Annotated in this window: 18 protein-coding genes; 11 read left to right on the top strand and 7 right to left on the bottom strand. The window is 62.3% G+C overall.

The features are described from left to right. The first annotated feature begins 8 nt into the window (after positions 1 to 8). Genes HMPREF3155_RS04470 through HMPREF3155_RS04460 form a run of 3 tightly spaced genes read left to right on the top strand, consistent with a single transcriptional unit; the run spans position 9 to position 1204 of the window. Entirely contained in the window at positions 9 to 269 is a 261-nt protein-coding gene (locus HMPREF3155_RS04470) for a helix-turn-helix transcriptional regulator (protein WP_061920672.1), read from the top strand. 6 nt (positions 270 to 275) lie between these two features. Further along, complete coding sequence (locus tag HMPREF3155_RS04465; protein WP_061920670.1) at positions 276 to 749, top strand: hypothetical protein; 474 nt, start codon at positions 276 to 278, stop codon at positions 747 to 749. Between the two features lie 2 nt (positions 750 to 751). After that, positions 752 to 1204, top strand: a complete 453-nt coding sequence (locus HMPREF3155_RS04460; protein ID WP_061920668.1) for a hypothetical protein — start codon at positions 752 to 754, stop codon at positions 1202 to 1204. A gap of 230 nt (positions 1205 to 1434) precedes the next feature. On the opposite strand, the gene HMPREF3155_RS04455 is transcribed toward HMPREF3155_RS04460, so the two are convergent. Beyond that, the gene (locus HMPREF3155_RS04455) at positions 1435 to 4581 is read right to left on the bottom strand and encodes an error-prone DNA polymerase (RefSeq protein WP_070432688.1); all 3147 of its coding nucleotides are present in this window, start codon (positions 4579 to 4581) and stop codon (positions 1435 to 1437) included. A 134-nt stretch (positions 4582 to 4715) separates the two neighbouring features. Here HMPREF3155_RS04455 and HMPREF3155_RS04450 point away from each other — a divergent pair, with 134 nt between their 5' ends. From HMPREF3155_RS04450 to HMPREF3155_RS04435, 4 genes are read left to right on the top strand one after another with little or no spacing between them, the layout of a single operon-like run. After that, positions 4716 to 5573 carry a MetQ/NlpA family ABC transporter substrate-binding protein gene (locus tag HMPREF3155_RS04450; RefSeq protein WP_070432687.1) on the top strand — a complete coding sequence of 286 codons (858 nt, stop codon included), beginning with the start codon at positions 4716 to 4718 and terminating at the stop codon, positions 5571 to 5573. Positions 5574 to 5577: 4 nt separating this feature from the next. Next, complete coding sequence (locus HMPREF3155_RS04445) at positions 5578 to 6480, top strand: MetQ/NlpA family ABC transporter substrate-binding protein (protein ID WP_070432686.1); 903 nt, start codon at positions 5578 to 5580, stop codon at positions 6478 to 6480. Positions 6481 to 6513: 33 nt separating this feature from the next. Then, positions 6514 to 7575 carry a methionine ABC transporter ATP-binding protein gene (locus HMPREF3155_RS04440; protein WP_062042132.1) on the top strand — a complete coding sequence of 354 codons (1062 nt, stop codon included), beginning with the start codon at positions 6514 to 6516 and terminating at the stop codon, positions 7573 to 7575. Further along, positions 7572 to 8252 carry a methionine ABC transporter permease gene (locus tag HMPREF3155_RS04435; protein WP_062035800.1) on the top strand — a complete coding sequence of 227 codons (681 nt, stop codon included), beginning with the start codon at positions 7572 to 7574 and terminating at the stop codon, positions 8250 to 8252. Before HMPREF3155_RS04440 ends, HMPREF3155_RS04435 begins: the two co-directional genes overlap by 4 nt. Here HMPREF3155_RS04435 and HMPREF3155_RS04430 read toward each other — a convergent pair. Further along, positions 8239 to 9093, bottom strand: coding sequence for a sucrase ferredoxin (locus HMPREF3155_RS04430; protein WP_070432701.1), 855 nt, complete (start codon positions 9091 to 9093; stop codon positions 8239 to 8241). The two genes, HMPREF3155_RS04435 and HMPREF3155_RS04430, sit on opposite strands and share 14 nt — an antisense overlap. A 104-nt stretch (positions 9094 to 9197) precedes the next feature. Between HMPREF3155_RS04430 and HMPREF3155_RS04425 the strand changes: the two genes are divergently transcribed. Next, positions 9198 to 9818: an AMIN-like domain-containing (lipo)protein gene (locus HMPREF3155_RS04425; protein WP_070432685.1), complete on the top strand. Its 621-nt coding sequence runs from the start codon at positions 9198 to 9200 to the stop codon at positions 9816 to 9818. Here the strand turns inward: HMPREF3155_RS04425 and HMPREF3155_RS04420 are convergent. Together HMPREF3155_RS04420 and HMPREF3155_RS04415 are read right to left on the bottom strand one after the other, a co-directional pair. Beyond that, positions 9815 to 11383: a DNA polymerase Y family protein gene (locus HMPREF3155_RS04420; protein ID WP_070432684.1), complete on the bottom strand. Its 1569-nt coding sequence runs from the start codon at positions 11381 to 11383 to the stop codon at positions 9815 to 9817. The two genes, HMPREF3155_RS04425 and HMPREF3155_RS04420, sit on opposite strands and share 4 nt — an antisense overlap. Then, positions 11380 to 12063: a hypothetical protein gene (locus tag HMPREF3155_RS04415; protein WP_246817677.1), complete on the bottom strand. Its 684-nt coding sequence runs from the start codon at positions 12061 to 12063 to the stop codon at positions 11380 to 11382. The genes HMPREF3155_RS04420 and HMPREF3155_RS04415 overlap by 4 nt, the downstream gene beginning before the upstream one ends. A 58-nt stretch (positions 12064 to 12121) precedes the next feature. Between HMPREF3155_RS04415 and HMPREF3155_RS04410 the strand changes: the two genes are divergently transcribed. Next, entirely contained in the window at positions 12122 to 12535 is a 414-nt protein-coding gene (locus tag HMPREF3155_RS04410; protein WP_070432682.1) for a hypothetical protein, read from the top strand. On the opposite strand, the gene HMPREF3155_RS04405 is transcribed toward HMPREF3155_RS04410, so the two are convergent. Genes HMPREF3155_RS04405 through HMPREF3155_RS04395 form a run of 3 tightly spaced genes read right to left on the bottom strand, consistent with a single transcriptional unit; the run spans position 12532 to position 15514 of the window. Continuing rightward, the gene (locus HMPREF3155_RS04405) at positions 12532 to 13674 is read right to left on the bottom strand and encodes a hypothetical protein (protein ID WP_141744831.1); all 1143 of its coding nucleotides are present in this window, start codon (positions 13672 to 13674) and stop codon (positions 12532 to 12534) included. The genes HMPREF3155_RS04410 and HMPREF3155_RS04405 overlap by 4 nt on opposite strands. A 35-nt stretch (positions 13675 to 13709) precedes the next feature. Continuing rightward, positions 13710 to 14363, bottom strand: a complete 654-nt coding sequence (locus HMPREF3155_RS04400) for a response regulator transcription factor (protein WP_062042154.1) — start codon at positions 14361 to 14363, stop codon at positions 13710 to 13712. Positions 14364 to 14365: 2 nt separating this feature from the next. Next, complete coding sequence (locus tag HMPREF3155_RS04395; protein WP_062035807.1) at positions 14366 to 15514, bottom strand: ATP-binding protein; 1149 nt, start codon at positions 15512 to 15514, stop codon at positions 14366 to 14368. A 112-nt stretch (positions 15515 to 15626) separates the two neighbouring features. On the opposite strand from HMPREF3155_RS04395, the gene HMPREF3155_RS04390 reads away from it, so the two are divergent. Together HMPREF3155_RS04390 and HMPREF3155_RS04385 are read left to right on the top strand one after the other, a co-directional pair. Beyond that, complete coding sequence (locus HMPREF3155_RS04390) at positions 15627 to 16643, top strand: PspC domain-containing protein (RefSeq protein WP_061920643.1); 1017 nt, start codon at positions 15627 to 15629, stop codon at positions 16641 to 16643. Continuing rightward, positions 16643 to 17870, top strand: a 1228-nt coding sequence (locus HMPREF3155_RS04385) for an HlyD family efflux transporter periplasmic adaptor subunit (protein ID WP_070432680.1), incomplete at its 3' end; no start/stop codon positions are given. The genes HMPREF3155_RS04390 and HMPREF3155_RS04385, both read left to right, overlap by 1 nt.

The following is a 17870-nucleotide window of genomic DNA, read 5'->3' as shown; positions in this document are numbered from 1 at the left end:
TTTGGTTTATGTCCCCAAAGAAAAAGCCGTCTTCCCCAATTTTCAATAGGGTTCGGTTGCTCCGAGTCGAGAGGGACATGTCGCGCGCCCAGCTTGCCGACGCCGTCGGGGTCAACCCCCAAAGCATCGGCGCCCTTGAGCGTGGCGATCACTCTCCCAGCCTCGACCTCGCATTCAGCATCTGCGAAGTATTCGGCCTCCCTGTCGAAGCCGTCTTCTCCCGCACCGAATTCCAGCCGCTATCCACCGAGATCTATCGAAAGGACTAACTGCTCATGGCAACCACAGCTGCTAAAGCTCGCGTCACAAATCGCAACCGCCTCATACGCCTCGCCGACGTCGGGCTTGCAATCATCGTCTTATCCATCCCGCTGCAGTTCTGGGACGATTTCACGTCCTTCATGCTGGCCTGCTTGGGTAGCTGTGTAACCGGCTTCGGCGTGTCCAAGCTACGCAAGACTATCGACTCCGCCGACCTACCCACTATCGAACTCGACGAGTACATGCTGCAACTTCATATAGAGGCCCGCGAAGATGGACTTAAGCTCGCCTTGTTTTCTTCCATGTTCATGTTCGTGGCCTGCGGCGCTATTGCTCTTGGAACCCGCTTTCTTGATTCCATGGACGGAATCTTCGTGGCCAGCTTGTTCTTCAAGCTGATCATGCTGCAAATGCTGTGGGTTCCATTCACCGTGGCCAAGTCTCTGGCAGGCAAATTCAACCGCGACGAACTAATTTCTGGGGATTAATCATGCCTATCCGCACCAAGTACTTCTATTCCAGCTTCGTCGGACTGTTCATTGCACTCGCCGCTATAGCAGTCAATCCCTTCTCCAACGTCATTGCGATGTTCTTGTGGGTCGGCGGCCTTGCCTGGCTCGTTATCTGCCTGGGGCGCCTTCAAGTTCTAATCGGAAAAGACAATATGGACCCAGCCTTCGCAGACGAATATCAGCGCAGCCGCATCGATCGCGCGCGCAGCAACGTCTTCAAGTACGCGTATTTTGCCCTCGGCAGTTTAATGGTGCTGATGCTCTGTCTGCCGTTGCTCGACCTAGTTGGACAAGACGTTCCATGGCCGGAAATCGTGCGCTGCCTAGGCATGCTTGCCGGCGTATTGATGTTCGGGGCATCGCTGACTCTGCTCGGCACGATCGCCCTTGGCATGGACACCGATGATCGTGCCGAACTCGTAGCTTCCTAGACCCCTTTTTAAGTATCCTGCTCCCAGCCGTCGACAACTTCCTGGATGTCCGCGTGGCCTAGGTCGCGTGCTTCCTGCTTGGAGATGTACTCGCCGGATTCGTAGTCATAAGGGATAGGCTCGCTACTTAGAAAAGGCCAGGTAGAGCAGGAAGAAAAGCAGGCCCGCTGCCAGCGCGGGGTGAATGTTATGCGGCTTTACCTGAATACGGGGGGATTTCTCGCACCGGCCTAACGGAAATCACGCGAGCCGCGGGAGAGCCACTCACCCATGGCAAGCGGCTCCAGCTTGTCTGCCACCACATTGACCGCGCCCGTGGCATTTTGCACGATGCCACGAATAACCAGCGCTTTAGACGTCCTGGCCACGGTCTTGTTGAGCTGCCACAGCCCCGGTGAGACCATCACGTTCATCAAGCCGGTCTCATCCTCCAAGCCCAAAAAGATGACGCCGGCGGCAGTCTGCGGACGCTGCCTATGCGTCACGATGCCCGCAATCCGCACCCGTGTACCGTCTGGAACCTGCCGCAGCTGTGCGGCGGTGCAGACATGGGCGTCGTTAAGCGCGGCGCGCACGAGCTCCATCGGCTGTTTGTCGTGGGTAACGCCAGTACTGGCGACGTCGGAAGCCATCAGCTCGAAAGCGCTCATGCCAGGCAGGCTCGGCGCAGAAATAGCCGAAAGCCCTGCAAGCATGCCCGCCTTTTCCGTGGCCGCCACCCCCGCCTGCCACAGCGCCTGACGCCGGCTTAGCCCAAAGGTCTCCAGCGCACCGGCACTGGCCAAAGCCTCCACATGCTCCACGCTAAGCTCCGCCCGCCTAGACAGATCCGCGATGTCTTGAAACGGCGTCTGCGCGCATGCATCCTCGATACGCTGCGCGGCCTTCTCCCCCAACCCCTTGATGAGGTTAAGGCCCAGCCGGATCGCCACCTCGCCGCCGTCTTGGACCACCGCACGCGCCTGGCACCCCGAAGCGTTCACGTCCAGCGGAAGAACTTCCACGCCGTGCCGCCGCGCATCCTGAATGAGCGATTGCGGCGAATAAAAGCCCATCGGCTGCGCCCGCAGCAGACCCACGCAAAACTGCGCCGGATAGTGATACTTCATCCACGCCGAGAAGTAGACCAACGAGGCAAAAGACTGCGAGTGCGACTCTGGGAAGCCATAGGCTGCAAAGGCCACGATCTTGTTCCACAGTTTGTCCGCAACCTCGCCCTCGATGCCATTCGTCTGCGCGAGCCCATCATAAAAACGCTGCTTGAGCGCGGCCATCCGTGCAGGCGAGCGCTTCGAGCCCATCGCACGCCGCAGGTCATCGGCCTCCGCTCCGGAAAAGCCTGCGGCGTCGACGGCAATCTGCATCAGCTGCTCCTGAAACAGCGGAATGCCCAGCGTCTTGCCCAGAGACTTCTCCAGCACCGGGTGGTCATAGGTCACAGCCTCCTTACCGTCGCGGCGGCGCAGATAAGGATGCACCGAACCGCCCTGAATCGGGCCGGGACGAATGAGCGCAACCTCCACCACCAAGTCGAAGAACTTCTGCGGGCGCAAGCGCGGCAGCGTGGACAGCTGCGCGCGCGATTCCACCTGGAATACCCCCACCGCATCGGCGCGGCAGAGCATGTCATAGACCTCTTTTTCCGCTAGGTCGAGCTCCCACAGATTCACCTTGTACCCGGTGGTCTCCTCCACCAAGTCCTGCATGTGGTGCAGCGCCTCCAGCATGCCAAGGCCCAGCAGATCGAACTTCACCAATCCGGCCGCCGCGCAGTCATCCTTATCCCACTGCAGCACCGAACGCTTTTCCATCCGCGCCCATTCCATCGGCACCACGTCCGCAATAGGACGGTCACACAACACCATGCCGCCAGAGTGAATGCCCAGGTGGCGCGGTTGGCCGAGGAATTGCTCCGCCAGCTTAACGACGCCCTCCGGCGGCTCCGAAAGCCCCTTCGACCAGGAATCGGCGCTGCCTTGGGGAAAGCCCAAGGCACGCGCTGCATCGCGAACAGCGCCCTTGCGGCGATACGTAATAACGTTGGCCACCTGCGCTGCGCGCTCGCGGCCATGCTTGTCATAGACGTATTGAATGACCTCCTCGCGGCGGCCGGATTCGATGTCGATATCGATGTCCGGTGGGCCATCACGGTCTGGCGAAAGGAAGCGCTCAAAAAGCAGCCCCGCGGAAATCGGCTCGGCGTTAGTGATGCCTAAGGCAAAACACACCGCGGAGTTCGCCGCCGAGCCGCGACCTTGGCACAGGATGTTGGAGCGACGGCAAAAATCCACGAGGTCACACACGATGAGGAAATACCCTGGAAAGGTCAGCTGCTCGATAACGCCTAGCTCGTACTCGATCTGCTTCCACGCCCGCGAGCGAATCGCAGCCGGGCGCGAGGCATAGCGCTCTTCTGCTCGCTGCCAGGTCAGGTGCGTCAGCCAAGACATCTCGGTATGGCCTTCAGGCACCTCGAAGTCAGGCAGGTTCGGCGCGAGCGCATCCCAGGTGAAACTGCACTCCTTTAATACTTTGACAGTCTCAGCGATGAGCTCCGGCCGCTCCGGAAAGAGCTGCGCCATCTGCTCGCCTGAGCGCAGCCAGCCGGCACCCATCGGGGGCACATCGGGTTCTGCCTGGTCCAGAGATTTTCTTTGGCTAAGCGCACGCTTTGCCGCGGCTAGGCGCGCTTCCTGCCGTGTGGCGGCAGCGGGTAAGGCAGTGGCGATGGCGCGCAGATTATTGCATTTATCCAGTTCAGCGTGGCGATCTGCGTCCTCAGGAGACATCGTGCAGGAATATTCAAGTACTATGCTGTCTATTTTTATTCTTTCGAGCACATGATCGATTTTGTCCAACCATTGCCAGTCCAGAAGGAACAGGCAATAATCTTGCAAACGCTCCGCAATTACTTCCAACGGCGGGTAAGCCACCTCGCCCTTCACACCTGCATCCATGCGCGCTTGGGCAATCAATCGCGATAGCCGGCGGTACCCCTCGGGGGTGCGGGCGAGGACGACAAGAGGGCCGTCGACAAGCGAAAGCTCCGCCCCAAACACCGCCGGCAGCCCCGCCTTAGCGGCGGCTTCGGCAAATTTCATCAGGCCATAAAAACCGTCCTTATCCACCAGCGCAAGCCCCTCTAGCCCCAGCTGCATCGCGCGCGCCACCAGCTCCTCCGGCTCCGAGGCGCCGCCCAAAAAACTATAGGAAGAAACCGCATGCAGCTCCGCGAAAGGCACGGCCGAGACCCCGCGCTCGAGACCCTCGCCCCGCTCCCCCAAGTGCTCCACCGAAACGGGCGTTGCGGCAGGACGGCCGGAAAGAATCCGCTCCACCCGCGACCAAGACAGCGCCGCCCCACCATTGAACCTCATGGGGAAAAGATATGATCGAAACTATGTTCTAGTCAATTTTTCAGTCTCACCCAAAGCGATATAGACAAAGCGGTTCAATCATTGCTAGGTTTCTTGCAACAAACGTTATTTCACTCGAAGGGACACCTCATATCATGCGTATTCGCCGCGTTCTCGCTGCTTCCTCCGCAGCCGTCATCGCAGCCACCAGCCTGGCTGCTTGCTCCTCTGGCGATTCCGACGGCAAGATCGTCGTCGGCACTACCGACGCCGCTAAGAAGGCATGGTCCGCCTTCGAGGACGAAGCCGAGGCACAAGGCCTTGACATCGAGGTGCAGAACTTCTCGGACTACAACACCCCGAACCAGGCGCTTGACCAAGGCGAACTGGATACCAATAACTTCCAACACCTGAAGTTCTTGGCGGAGTTCAACAAGGGCAACGGCACCGACCTCGTTCCGATCGTCGCCACCGAAATCGTGCCGCTGGCATTGTTCTGGCAGGGCCACGACTCCCTCGACGGCATCGAGGGCCAGGAAGTCGCCATCCCGAATGACACCACCAACCAGGGACGCGCCATCAACGTCCTCGTACAGGCCAAGCTGGTTACGTTGAAGAAGGAAGGCCTCATCACCCCAGGTCTGCCGGATATTGACGAGGCAAAGTCCAAGGTCAAGGTCGTGCCTGTCGACGCCGCGCAGACCCCCACCGCCTACGGCGAAGGCAAGCCAGCCATCATCAACAACTCCTTCCTCGACCGCGCCGGCATCGACCCCACCACCGCCGTATTCCAGGATGACCCGAACTCCAAGGAGGCAGAGCCTTATATCAACGCCTTCGTCGTTCGCGCAGAAGACGCCAACAACGAGGAGATTAAGAAGGTCGCCGAAATTTGGCACTCCCAGGCCGTCCAGGACGCCGTCGCAGAGGATTCCAAGGGCACTTCCGTTCCGGTTCAAAAGTCTCCGGAGGAGCTGAAGAAGATCCTCGACCGCGTGACAGAGCAGAGCTAGCGCCGTGCAGCTGAAAAAGATTGCTGCGCTGGCTGCGGCAAGCATTGTTGCAGCCACGGGCCTTGCGGGTTGTTCTTCCAAGTCCTCCGAGTTTGCTGCCGGCACCGCAGAGGATCCAATCATCATCGGCACCACCGATGCCGAGCTTCCGGAGTGGGACGTATTGAAAGATCTCGCCGCCAAGGAAGGCATCGAGATCGAGATGAAAAGCTTCACCGACTACGCCACCCCGAACCAGTCTCTGGCGGAAGGCAGCACCGACACCAACAAGTTTCAGCACCTGAAGTTCCTGGCGGAATACAACGCGGGCAACGGCACCAACCTCGCTCCGGTGGCCTCCACGCAGGTCTACCCGATGCCGCTGTTTTGGAAGGGCCACAAGGATATAAAGGGCATCGAGGGCCAGGAAGTCGCCATCCCGAATGACGCCACCAACCAGGGCCGCGCCATCAACCTGCTGGCCGCCAACGATCTGGTGACTTTGAAGGAAAAAGGCAAGCTAACCCCGGATCCGGCCGACATCGACGAGGCCAAGTCAAAAGTCAAGGTAACCCCGGTCGATGCTTCCCAGACTCCGTCGGCATACGGCGAAGGCACCCCTGCCATCATCACCAATTCCTTCTTCAAACGCGCGGGCATCAACCCTGCTGAGGCAGTGCTTTACGACGACCCCGAAGCCCCCAGCGCCGATCCCACCATCATGTTCGACCCATACATCAACGTCTGGGCAGTACAAGAAAAAGATAAGGACAACGATAAGGTCAAGCGCTTAGCGCAGCTGTACCTTTCACCAGAGGTCAAAAAGGCAGTGCAGGAGACCACGGGCGGCACCACCATCTTCGTGGATCGTCCGCAAGATGAACTCCAGGAAATCCTGGATCGCTTGGAGACTTCCTCCGCCGAGTAAGGTCTTAAAAAGGTTTTAGCCAGTCACAACAATATGAAGGAAACGCCTCACGTGACAGATAATCCCGGTGCCAAGCACGGCACCCGCATTGAGTTCCGCAACATCACCAAGGTCTTTACAAATAACAAGACCGAAACCAAAGCGCTTGACGACGTCTCGCTAACCGTCGAGCCCGGTGAAATCGTCGGCATCATTGGTTTTTCCGGCGCGGGTAAGTCCACGCTGGTGCGCATGATCAACGGCTTGGATAAGCCCACCTCGGGCCAGCTCCTGCTGGATGGCACCGACATCGTCGGCATGCCGGAGTCCAAGCTGCGCGGTATCCGCCGCAACATCGGCATGATTTTCCAGCAGTTTAATTTGATGACCTCGCGCACCGCGGCAGGCAACATCGAATACCCGCTGCGCCTAGCCGGTATGCCGAAGGAAGAACGCAAGAAGCGCGTGGAGGAGCTCCTGCAGTTCGTGGGCCTTGGCGATAAGGGCTCGAATTACCCGGAGCAGCTCTCCGGCGGTCAGAAGCAGCGCGTGGGCATCGCTCGCGCGCTGGCGACCAACCCTTCGCTGTTGCTGGCTGACGAAGCCACCTCCGCACTCGATCCCACCACCACGCACGAGGTGCTGGATCTGCTGCGCAAGGTCAACCGCGACCTTGGCATCACCATCGTCGTGATTACCCACGAGATGGACGTGGTTCGTTCCATCGCGGATAAGGTCGCCGTCATGGAAGCCGGCCGAGTCATCGAGGCCGGCAGCGTCTACGAGGTCTTTTCCAACCCGCGCACGGAGGTCGCTTCCAAGTTCGTTGCCACTTCCCTGCGCAACACCCCAGACCTGGTAGAAGCAGACGACCTCCTCGCCCACGAGGGCCGCCTTTTCACCATCAACCTGACCGAGAACTCCGGCTTTTTCACCGCATCGGCACGCTTGGCGGAAAAGGGCGTGTCTATCGCAGTGGTCCACGGCGGTATCACGACTCTGCAGAAGCATTCCTTCGGCAAGCTCACCGTGCGCTTGAACGGTAATGCCGCCGCCATCGAGGAGTTCTACCGCACCCTGCAACGCACCACCGAGATTGAGGAGATTTCCCGATGAACGTGACCTACCAAGCTGCCGCTGACTGGGATCGCTTGGGCGATACCCTCATCGAGGCCGTCCAAGACACCCTCATCATGGTCTCGACGACCCTGGTGGTCGCAGGCCTCCTCGGCCTCGTTTTAGGCGTCTTGCTCTACACCACCCGTCCTGGTGGCATCCTGCAGAACAAGGTTGTCTACTTCATCATCAATATCCTGGTGAACTTCATCCGCCCCATCCCGTTCATCATCCTGCTGGCCTTCGCGCAGCCGCTAACCGTGGCGGTCCTCGGCGGATCTATCGGCCGCGAACCTGCGACCTTCGTCATGGTCATCGCAGCCACTTTCGCCGTGGCCCGCATCGTGGAGCAAAACCTGGTCGCCATCGACCCCGGCGTCATTGAAGCAGCCCGCGCGATGGGCGCTTCCCCTTGGAAGATCATCACCTCGGTCATCGTGCCGGAAGCCCTTGGCCCGCTGGTTCTGGGCTATACCTTCCTGTTCATCGGCATCGTAGATATGTCCGCAATGGCCGGCTACGTCGGTGGCGGCGGCTTGGGCGACTTTGCCATCGTCTACGGCTACCGCGCCTTCGAGTGGGAGGTCACCGTGGTGGCCACCCTGATTATCATCGTGCTGGTGCAAGCCGCACAGTTCTTCGGCAACTGGCTCTCGGCCAAAATTATGCGCCGTTAACATCCCCCGCGTGCACACCCACTGCGTGCCACGCCTTTGAGGTCTTCGGGCAGTCTCCACACGAGGAGATGACCCCGGAGACCTCTTTTTGTTCCAGCTCTACCCGCCAGGTGCGGCCGTCGTCGTGGTGCACGGTATCTTCAAGCGCGTGCAACTGCCCATAGCGCAAGGCCTCCCCCGCCTCGAGCAGCTCCCGCGCGACTGCCAGTTCCGCCACCTGCCCGCGCGGATCATAGAGCCCGCTGCCGCGATTGCCCGGGTAGAAATACTCCCCGCGACGCGCCGCCAGCAGCATCTCACGTGCCGCCTCAACGTTAAGCCTGCCAAAGGAATAACCCCACGGCATCAAAAGAATCGACGGAGCGAAACGATGCCCCTTCGTGTGCGAGGTCTCCCATACCTCCTCCGGGAAACTTGCAGCCAGCTCCGCCGCAAGAGGGCGCCCCTTGACCGCACAGCACACGTCCCGACGCCCGTGGGTACAAATCAGCACAAGCGGGCGGGAAAGAACGCCGTCTTCCGGCACCGCAAAATCCAACCCCAAGATGCCTTCCGGGCCGTCTAGGAGATGCTCCATATAAACTCCGCGCTCGGCCCAGACCACGTAGCAGCGATGCTTGCCGTTAATGCTGCGGCCTTCCTTGCCGGGCTTGCGGATAAGCTGCAGCCCTGCCACGCCTTTGAGCTTGGATTTAAGTTCAGCAGTGAGTTCCGGGCCGAAGGTCCCGCCGTCTAAGACATCGCGCGACCAGCCGTTTGGCCACTCGAAGAGCACAAATACGCTTTCTTTCTTGGCAGTGCCCGGAAGCGGCTCAACCTGTACGTCGGAGCAAAAAGTCATGTGCCACAGCTTACCTGCCATCAAAATGAAAATGATGACAACAATGTGGTTAAGAATCCTGCCTTGGCTATACAGAGTCGGTGGCTAGGCAATAGTCTGTTTTCATGCCGAAATTGTCCTCCCTCGTGCCTGCTCTCGCTGTCCTTACTCTCGGATCTGTAGCTTTGGTAAGTTGCGCTAGCGACACAGAGGATAAATCCAGTCTCGCGTTCACAGAGGCGGTATCTACTACGTCCTCTGTCGAAGGCGCCCCCACGACCTCTGCTCCAGCCGGTGTAACCCCGCTTGGCGTCACCAATCTCAACCGCAAGACAGAACGCCCCGCGGTGCCTTCCCAGCTGGTTGTCACCGATGTTCGCGTTGGCAATCACGATGGCTTCGAACGCGTCGTCTTCGAATTCACTGGGGAAGGCAGCCCCGGCTGGTTCATCGACTACACAGACAAGCCTCTGCAGCAGGGTTCCGGCAACGCCATCGACTATGAAGGCGCCACGGCTCTCAACGTCAACATCGACGGCACCGTTTATCCCTTCGAAAAAGACATGGCCGATCCCAATCTCGGCTCCACCCCCGGCGCAGGCGGTTTTATCACCGAGGTCAAAAGCTCCGGTACATTCGAAGGCCGCTCCCAGTTCGTGGTTGGCCTAAAGGAACGCCACCCATATTCCGTGCAGGTCCTGGAAGAACCCACCCGCCTGGTCATCGATTTCCTCGCTGCCACCTAGCAATAGGACGCCTCCACGCTCCACCGCCCGGCCGCCCAGACCAGCAGCCAGGCCCGCTGATTCTGCGTGCCTTGGCCTACCACTTGCAAGCGTGCGAGCCTTTGAGCTTCCTCTCCCCACCACGCAGTATCCACCGGCCATGGCCCAGCCCAGCCGATGACCTGATAGCGCTTGTTACCCCAGCTCAACGCCACTGGCGCCGCGCTCAATAGCGCTTCGGCGGTGACGTAGACGTCGCGGGAGGAATCGTCGAGAAGCCGGATGCGCGAGGCAGGGTGCGCCAAACTTGCCGGCAGCGGCGAGGGAATTCGGCCTGGCCAGCTGCCCTGCGGAGCGGGGTCGCGCTGCTCGCCGTAGGGGACGTACTCGATGCGCTCTGCCACCCCACGCCCGCCGGCCTCCCGCGGCTGCAGTACTCGATCCACGCCCAGCTGCGATTGCACGCGCGCGATGACCCGCTTGGCTTTGTCATTGCTCTTCGTCTGCCCCCACAGGCCCTCGCCCTCCGGCGCCGCGGTTTCTACCGGTTCCAACGCCAGCCTGACGACGCCGCCTTCCGCGCCCGCCCGCGCCGAGCTCAGCCAGCCATCCAGCTGCCAGCGGACGCGATCGGCCGTTGCGCTTTCATCCAGGGCCTCCTGGGTACGCCACACGCGCTCCAGCACCGCGCCGCCTAGAAACTCCGCGACGACCCGCAAACGCACGCACGTCTGCCCTGCCTCCGCGAGCACGCTGTGCAGCTGCGCCGCCAACTGGCGCGCTGCAAAGGCCGCGGCGTCCACTCGCTCTAAGGGTTCTTCATAGCTGACCTCCACCACCAAATCCGGCCGCGCAAGCTCCGGCGCCACCCGCCTATCCGGGACGGCATTAGCTATGTCATGACAACGCCTGCCTGCCTGCCCAAAGCGCGTCATTACTTGCCTAGCCGGCAACGCCGCCAGCTCACCAAGGTTGCTAATCCCCAGCTGCCGCAGCTGTTCTACTACTTCTTTCGCACAGCCCAAAGACACCTCTGCGGCCAGCACGCTTAAGGGCTGGCCCGCCAAAAACTCCCGCGAAGCGCCCTCCGGCACCACCGCGCCCAGGCCATTGTGGCGGGCAGCGATGAGCGCCGTGGCGATTTCGTCTGCTACCCCGACGGTGGCGTCGAGGCCGGCGCGGGAGGCGGCGTCGACAAGCATGTGCACCGCCGTGTCCTCACCGCCGTGGAAACGCCCCGCCGCAGCAGCATCCACGATGACCAGGCCCGGACGCAGCACCTCGATGGAGGAAGCCACCGCATCCAAGCCGGTGGCAATCTCGGCGAAGGCAGCGCCATCACGATCCGCGTTAAGCTCCTCGACGCGCAGCTCTGGCAGCACCGCCTGCGCCTGGCGCAAGCGCATCCCGCGGCGCACGCCGGCTCGGCGCGCGAGGCCATCGCATACAACGACCTTGTGCTGCGCCACGATAGCTGTAGCCCGCTCCCGCGTTGTGCCTCCCCGCGCTGCACCTACCCGCACCGCCTCCTGCATCCGCAGCGCCTGGACCGGCCAATCTGGAAACCACAGCGCCGCGACCCTCATACCGCCTCCAGCCGACGCCGCTGTCCGCACGTCACCGTGCCGCGCCGCGCTCGCACGCCCTTGGACTCCACGTTTACTGCAATATCCACGCCGTTAATGCGCCCACTTCCGCGCCCCAGCCCGCGGAAGCTGGTGACTTCCGCTTCGATTTCCGTGGTGGTTCCCGGCAGGCGCACGCCCACCGTCACCACGGCCGCCTGCCCGCCGCGGATCTTCGCCAGAACGGGCCGCGCTTTCGACGGCGTGACTTCCCCAACCCCGCGGTGAATAACGACATCGAGGCCTTCCGCCAACACTCCCGTCACCGCCCACGGCTCAGCGCCGGGATCCGGGACGACAATCACGCGGCGCAAATCCCCGGACTCGGCCACTTGTGCGAGAGACAGTTCCGGCCAGCCAACGACGCCGACGTGTCCGCCCTGTGCGCTAATATGACAAACAAGCTCGACGATAAGCGCAGGACACTCCCCGCAATACACCGCACTGCGCCGCGCGAGACCCCCACCAGGAAGCAGCCTGGCCAGGGAAGAAGGCACCTCCACCACTTCCTCATCTGGCTGCACTGCCGGGGCGGTTCGAGGCGCTTCCAGCTTGTGCATCTGCGCCCGCAAAGCGGCAATCTGGTCCGCGCGACTCTGCCCCGCGGCCACCTCCGCCATGCGAACACTTGTTTGATTCATGCCTCCATTATGGCCCTTCCCCCACGCTCTTGCAATTGCAGTGATAGCGTTAACCGGCATGACTGCCCATGCCAGCGATATCCGCCACCTCGAGACCCCAATCCCCACCCCACACTGGGTACGATTGGGCGCTTCCCTCCTCATCGGCGCCGCCGTGGCTGTGTTGGTCAGCGATGTCCACTTCGGCATCGCCATCGGGGTTGGCCTGCTTTTTCTCATTGCGGCCTTCACCCTCGTTTTTCTGCACCCCTACCGCACGCAACTGCGGGCCTACGCGGACAAAAAGAACGTGACGATGCTGCCGAATATCAGCCAGCTCATCCCCCTGACGCTGCTATGGCTCACCGTCATGCTCGCCCCTCTTTTCGCACTTCCCGTCTGGGGCGTGGCCGTGACCTGGCTGCTGATTTCCGGCGCCGCCTTTTTCGTATTCCCCCACGTCGACGGCACCCGCAAACTAGCTTATGCCTAGCCAGCTTCGTTAAAGCTATCGAGCTCCGTCGGGTCCGGCCAGTATTTCCTGGTCAGGCTATGCTCAACCGGCACCTTCTTTGGCCCGTCGGGGGTAAAGCGCATGCCGACGTGGCCGTCGAAAAGCGTGATGCCATCGCCGCGGGTATCAAAAAGCATCGTGCCAACGGCCGTAACCTGCTCATCCTGGAGCGCTTCGTCCGCGTGGAAGAAACTATCGTCGACATCCTTCGGGAAAACACCGAAAGGCATGGTCAGCTGGATGCTGGCCGCCCGCTCGGCTTTATCCGACGGCGAGGTCAAGTCAAAGTCCGCCTCAGAAGGAAAAGGCGTTCCCTCCTCTGCCGCGCAAACCAGAGAAAAGTTCTCCCAGCGGCATACATAATCTGACTCGCGGGCAGGAATGCGGAAAGGCCTTTGATCTCGCACCAACTCATCGCGGTTTTCATCCCACGGCTTCACATTCACGTTGCCCAGCCCCACCGGGCGCCCGCCATCGCTGCCTGGCAATGCGCGCTCGAAATCCAGGTAGGCATCGTCGTAGCCGTCATAATCAGATTGCAGCTTCTCCAGGCCATCGCCCACGACCAGTTTGTCACCATCTAGGGAGTAAGAGACCTTCTGGCCCTCCGCGTAGGTCACCGTGGCCTCGGTGCCCTCGATGTCGACGTCCTCGACGCGCGGGGCAATCTTAATAACGGAGTCTTTAGCCAAATCCTCACCCGCGAAGAAGAGCACCGCCTCGCCTTGATCCTGGGAAGGCTCGGACTTGCCCTCGCTGTTGTAGCGGCCGACACGGTCGTCGATAGACACGACTGCGTAACTCATCGGCGCGCACGGGTCGAACTGGTTATCCACCAGCCCCAGATCATCTCCCATTCCGAGGGAATGCCCGCGCGGGCTATCCAGCCCCACCTTGCGCTGCATCAGGTAATAGCCAGCATAGGTATCGCCTAGGTCAAAGAAAGGATCCGCGCATCCTTCAGCACCTTCCACGGTGTCCTTATCGGCCTCGCCGCTCCACAAATCAACCATGTTGAACTCCGGTTCCTTGGAGTCAGACGCAGCGTTTGGATCAAAGAGCGGCTCATCTTTTGAACCCGCAGCAGAGCACGCAACAAGGCTAAGGGATAGGGTCACGCAAGCAATAGGGAGAGATAGACGCATGCAAAAACTTAATCCAGATCATGGCTAGCCGCCCAGCGAGTCAACTGATGACGATTCGACTGCTGCGTCTTGCGCAAGATATTCGACGCGTGCGTCTCCACCGTCTTCACCGAGATAAAGAGACGCTCGCCGATTTCGCGATACGTGTAACCGCGCGCGAGCAGCTGCAGCACCTCGAGCTCGCGCCGTGTTAGCGCGTCGACCGCCGGGTCCACGGATTCGTCCGGCGCACCGGGCTTCGACTCGGCAGGCGCACCCGATGCGAACGCATCGAGCACGAAACCCGCCAACCGCGGCGAGAAATACGCGTCGCCCTCATGCACGCGGCGCACGGCCGCGGCCAGCTCCGGGCCTGAAATATTCTTCGTCACGTAGCCCCGAGCGCCGGCACGGATGAGCGCGATGACGTCTTCCGCCGCGTCCGAGACACTCAGCGCCAGGTACACCGGGCCCGGGGCGCCACGCAGCACGGCCAACCCGCCGCCGTCCGGCATATGCACGTCAAGCAGCACCACGTCCGGGTGCGCCGACTCAATCCCCGCGACCGCCTCGGCGACCGTGCCCACGTCGCCCACGACCTCGATATCCCCTGCGTCGGCCAACTCCGCACGCACGCCGGCGCGGAAGACAGAATGATCATCGACGAGGAAAACGGAAACCATGGCTACAAAGCTACCGTGAGCTCCACCTCGGTGCCCTCTCCCGGACGCGAGTTCACCCGCGCGGTGCCCCCGGCGCGTTCCATGCGCCCGCGGATAGAGTCCCGGATTCCGTGCCGGTCCCCGGTCACCGCGTTCGGGTCAAAGCCCGCGCCACGGTCGCGCACAAAAATGGACAGCTCGCCGGCTAAGTTTTCCGCATACACGTCCACCGTATCGACGCCCGCGTGCTTACTGGCGTTGACCATCGCTTCCCGCGCCGCCTGCACCGCTAGCTTCGTGGGCTCGGTAAGCTCGATATCTTCGCCCACCGTCACCGGCGCAATCCGCACCGGGAACAGGTCTTCGACCTCGCCACACGCCGCGGCCAGCGCGCCAAAGACCGTCGCCGGCGCCGCCGAGGGGGCGTCAAATAGCCAGGCACGCAGCTCGCGTTCCTGCGATCGCGCGAGCCGCGCGACCTCCGCCGGATCCTCCGCGCGTTTTTGAATGAGCGCCAAGGTCTGCAGCACCGAGTCATGTAGGCGCGCCGCCATGATCGCCTGGGCTTCCGATGCCGCCTTCTCCGCGCCCTCATCCGCCACCTGGCGCCACAGCTTGAGCACGAGCGGCACCACGAGGGCGCCGAGGCCGACAACGGTCAGCGCGACCGCCGCCAACGCCGGAATAAAGTCCGCGCCGCCGTCCCACCGCGCGATGGTAATGACCACGCCGGACAAGACGAGCACACTACCCGCAGCAATACTCAGCTTGCTCGATACGTTCTCGAGCCCGCGGTCATAGGCTTGCCACGTCACGAGCGCGCCCGCGCCGACGATGACCAGCGGCAGCAGCATGTTGGCTCCGCTGGCCAGCGCGCTGACGACCGCCGCCACGGCAATGAAGACAAGCAACCAGTTAGCCCGGAAGTCGAAGCGGGAGGCGGGCGCGGGGGCATCGGCAGGCTTGGTCGCAACCCATACCCCGGCGTAGAGGAACGCGCCGAGGCCGCCCAAGGCGCACAACGCGGTCAAGGCCAGACGCACGAACAACACGTCAACGCCCAGGTGCGCCGCGACCCCCGCGCCCACGCCCGCCACGACGCGGCCGTCCTGGGGACGTGCCAAAGTCGGGAACGCGGGCTGAGTCGCGCGCGAAGCATAGGGAGAACTCATGCGCTTAATCTTCGCACGGCTGCACCCCGCGCGGATCGGGGTAAACCCTGAAGTTCAAAAATCAGGGCGTTCCCCGATGGTGGCGTACCTCGCGGTGCGTCACGATATAGGTATGAACACCGCGACTCTCAACCAGATGTGGGACACGCGCCCGCCCCGCATCCCGAGAAACCAGGGCGGCAATGCCATGATTGCCGGTGTCTGCGAAGGCATCGGCGTGCGTTACCAAATCGACCCGGTCCTCGTCCGCGTGGCTTTCGTTGTTACCGCGCTCGTCCTCGGCGGCGGCATCGCGCTCTACGCCCTGGCATGGATGTGCATGCCGCTCTACGGCAAGGCCACCGCACCCGTCCAGGACCTCTTTGGCAAGGCCGACGGCCCAAAGTCCGAATCCAGCCTCGCCATCGGGCTCATCATTCTCTTCGCCGCCACGGCCGGCTTCGGCCCGCTGTTCGGCGAGAAGCAAACCCTCTCCACCGTCGTCATCTTCATCCTCGCCGCCGTAGCCTGGTACGGACTGCACCAACGCCAACCCATCCCGCCCGCCGGCGTCCTCGCGTCGCCGATCCCCGATACCACCCCGGGCCCCGATATGTCCGCCTTCACCCCCGTCGAAGGCTACCCGTTTCCGCCGGGGCGCACGACCCCACCGTCCTGGGATCCCCTGGGCACGGTGCCCGAGGCCTGGCATCTGCCCGACCCAGCGCCCTACAAGCAGCCTGAGCCAAAGAAGAAGCACCGCGAAGGCGTCATTGCGGCCATCGCGATTTCCGCCGCCGTCATCGCCGGCCTCGGCTTCGTGCTCACCATGACCATGACCAGCGAGGACGAGACCTCCAGCGACGTACGGTTTACCCCGCACGATGGCGCGGAGCTGCAGGACCTCTACGACAATGGCATCGGCAAGCTCACGCTCGACCTGCGTGAGCTGGAGCTCGACTCCCCGCGCACCGTGACCGTCGACAACGGAATTGGTGCCACGGAAGTCTACCTGCCGGACAACCTGCCCATCGCGATCGAATGCGACGCCGGCATTGGTGAGAGCAACTGCGTTCCACGCACAGATCCAGGCGCTAAGCTGACATTAATTATTGATAACGGAATTGGCACTACTACTATTCACGAATAATGAAAAAGAAGACTATCGCTATCACGACCGCCGCCCTCGCCGTCCTCACCGTGGGCGGTGGCGGCGCCTACTACCTCACCTTCGGCCCCGACGGCGTGGTGCTCACCGCCGCCGATGTCACGACCGTCGCGGCGAAGGACATCACGCAGTCCGTGCCCGCCACGGGCTCGATCGCACCCGCCCGCGAGGTCTCGCTCGCCACGACGCAGACCGGGCCCATCGTCACGCTCGACGCGAAGGTCGGCCAGCGCGTCACGGCCAACCAGCGCCTCGCCTCCTTCGACACCTCTGCTACCGAACGCGAGCTCCAAAGTCAGCGTGCCGCTCAGGCCGCGGAAGAAGTCGGCGCGTTCAATCAGGTCGAGGACGCGCAGCTCCAGCTCAACCAGCTCCAGGACGCGTTGGATCAAGGCCTCAACGGCGAGGTCAATGCCGCCCGCGCCTCCGTGGACACCGCGCAGCACAGCTTCGACGACGCGCAGCAGGCCGTCGCCGAGTCCCGCGCCGCCGCAGATCCTTCCGTCGCCGAAGCCGCCGCCGCGGTAGACACGGCCCGCGCTGGGCTGCGCACCGCGAATAACGCATCGCTCCAGGCCGCGCTCGCCTCGCTCGGTGCTGCTGGCGAGGCCACCGCAGACAGCGCCACCATGGCCACGTCGCTGCTCGCCTCGACCGAGGCGGATGACGCGGTCAGCGACGCCCAGAACCAGGTTGACCGCGCCGAGGAGTCCTACGCCCGCGCGCTCGAGGCCGTGGACCGCGAGGTCGGTGCCAAACAGCGCGCCGCCAACGCTGCCTACGCCCAGCTTTCCGATGCCCAGCTCGCCCAGCGCGCCGCCGAGCTCAGCGCCCAACAGCAAATCGACGCGCAGTCCCAGGCCGTCAACCACGCCCTCAAGTCCGCCGCGGGCGCACGCGTCGCCGCCGAGGAAGCCAATGCGAAACTCGAGTTCGACATCTCTGGTTCTCAGCTATTTTCTCCGCTTAACGGAGTGATCACGTCCGTCACCGCGCAGCAAGGCCGCCCCGCCGAGGGGCCACTGCTCGCGATCGCGGATGACTCGTCCCTCCTCGTCAAGGCAACGGTCAAGGAAGCCGACATCGCGGATATCGAGGTCGGCGACCGCGTCACGTTCACCTCCCCCAGCCAGCCGCATAAGGAATACACGGGCACCGTGTCCTTCATCTCGCCCGTCTCCGCCGCCCCCGCCGCGCCCGCCGCGCCCG

The organism is Corynebacterium sp. HMSC06D04 (genome assembly GCF_001807315.1).
Classification (GTDB): Bacteria; Actinomycetota; Actinomycetes; order Mycobacteriales; family Mycobacteriaceae; genus Corynebacterium; species Corynebacterium simulans.
This window is presented reverse-complemented; position numbering and strand designations above follow the sequence as displayed.

What these genes read in the sequence shown, in the direction of transcription:
- HMPREF3155_RS04470 (WP_061920672.1), top strand. Translation starts at nt 9, where the DNA reads ATGTCCCCAAAGAAAAAGCCGTCTTCCCCAATTTTCAATAGGGTTCGG.
- HMPREF3155_RS04465 (WP_061920670.1), top strand. Translation starts at nt 276, where the DNA reads ATGGCAACCACAGCTGCTAAAGCTCGCGTCACAAATCGCAACCGCCTC.
- HMPREF3155_RS04460 (WP_061920668.1), top strand. Translation starts at nt 752, where the DNA reads ATGCCTATCCGCACCAAGTACTTCTATTCCAGCTTCGTCGGACTGTTC.
- HMPREF3155_RS04455 (WP_070432688.1), bottom strand. Translation starts at nt 4,581, where the DNA reads ATGAGGTTCAATGGTGGGGCGGCGCTGTCTTGGTCGCGGGTGGAGCGG.
- HMPREF3155_RS04450 (WP_070432687.1), top strand. Translation starts at nt 4,716, where the DNA reads ATGCGTATTCGCCGCGTTCTCGCTGCTTCCTCCGCAGCCGTCATCGCA.
- HMPREF3155_RS04440 (WP_062042132.1), top strand. Translation starts at nt 6,514, where the DNA reads ATGAAGGAAACGCCTCACGTGACAGATAATCCCGGTGCCAAGCACGGC.
- HMPREF3155_RS04435 (WP_062035800.1), top strand. Translation starts at nt 7,572, where the DNA reads ATGAACGTGACCTACCAAGCTGCCGCTGACTGGGATCGCTTGGGCGAT.
- HMPREF3155_RS04430 (WP_070432701.1), bottom strand. Translation starts at nt 9,093, where the DNA reads ATGACTTTTTGCTCCGACGTACAGGTTGAGCCGCTTCCGGGCACTGCC.
- HMPREF3155_RS04425 (WP_070432685.1), top strand. Translation starts at nt 9,198, where the DNA reads ATGCCGAAATTGTCCTCCCTCGTGCCTGCTCTCGCTGTCCTTACTCTC.
- HMPREF3155_RS04420 (WP_070432684.1), bottom strand. Translation starts at nt 11,383, where the DNA reads ATGAGGGTCGCGGCGCTGTGGTTTCCAGATTGGCCGGTCCAGGCGCTG.
- HMPREF3155_RS04415 (WP_246817677.1), bottom strand. Translation starts at nt 12,063, where the DNA reads ATGAATCAAACAAGTGTTCGCATGGCGGAGGTGGCCGCGGGGCAGAGT.
- HMPREF3155_RS04410 (WP_070432682.1), top strand. Translation starts at nt 12,122, where the DNA reads ATGACTGCCCATGCCAGCGATATCCGCCACCTCGAGACCCCAATCCCC.
- HMPREF3155_RS04400 (WP_062042154.1), bottom strand. Translation starts at nt 14,363, where the DNA reads ATGGTTTCCGTTTTCCTCGTCGATGATCATTCTGTCTTCCGCGCCGGC.
- HMPREF3155_RS04395 (WP_062035807.1), bottom strand. Translation starts at nt 15,514, where the DNA reads ATGAGTTCTCCCTATGCTTCGCGCGCGACTCAGCCCGCGTTCCCGACT.
- HMPREF3155_RS04390 (WP_061920643.1), top strand. Translation starts at nt 15,627, where the DNA reads ATGAACACCGCGACTCTCAACCAGATGTGGGACACGCGCCCGCCCCGC.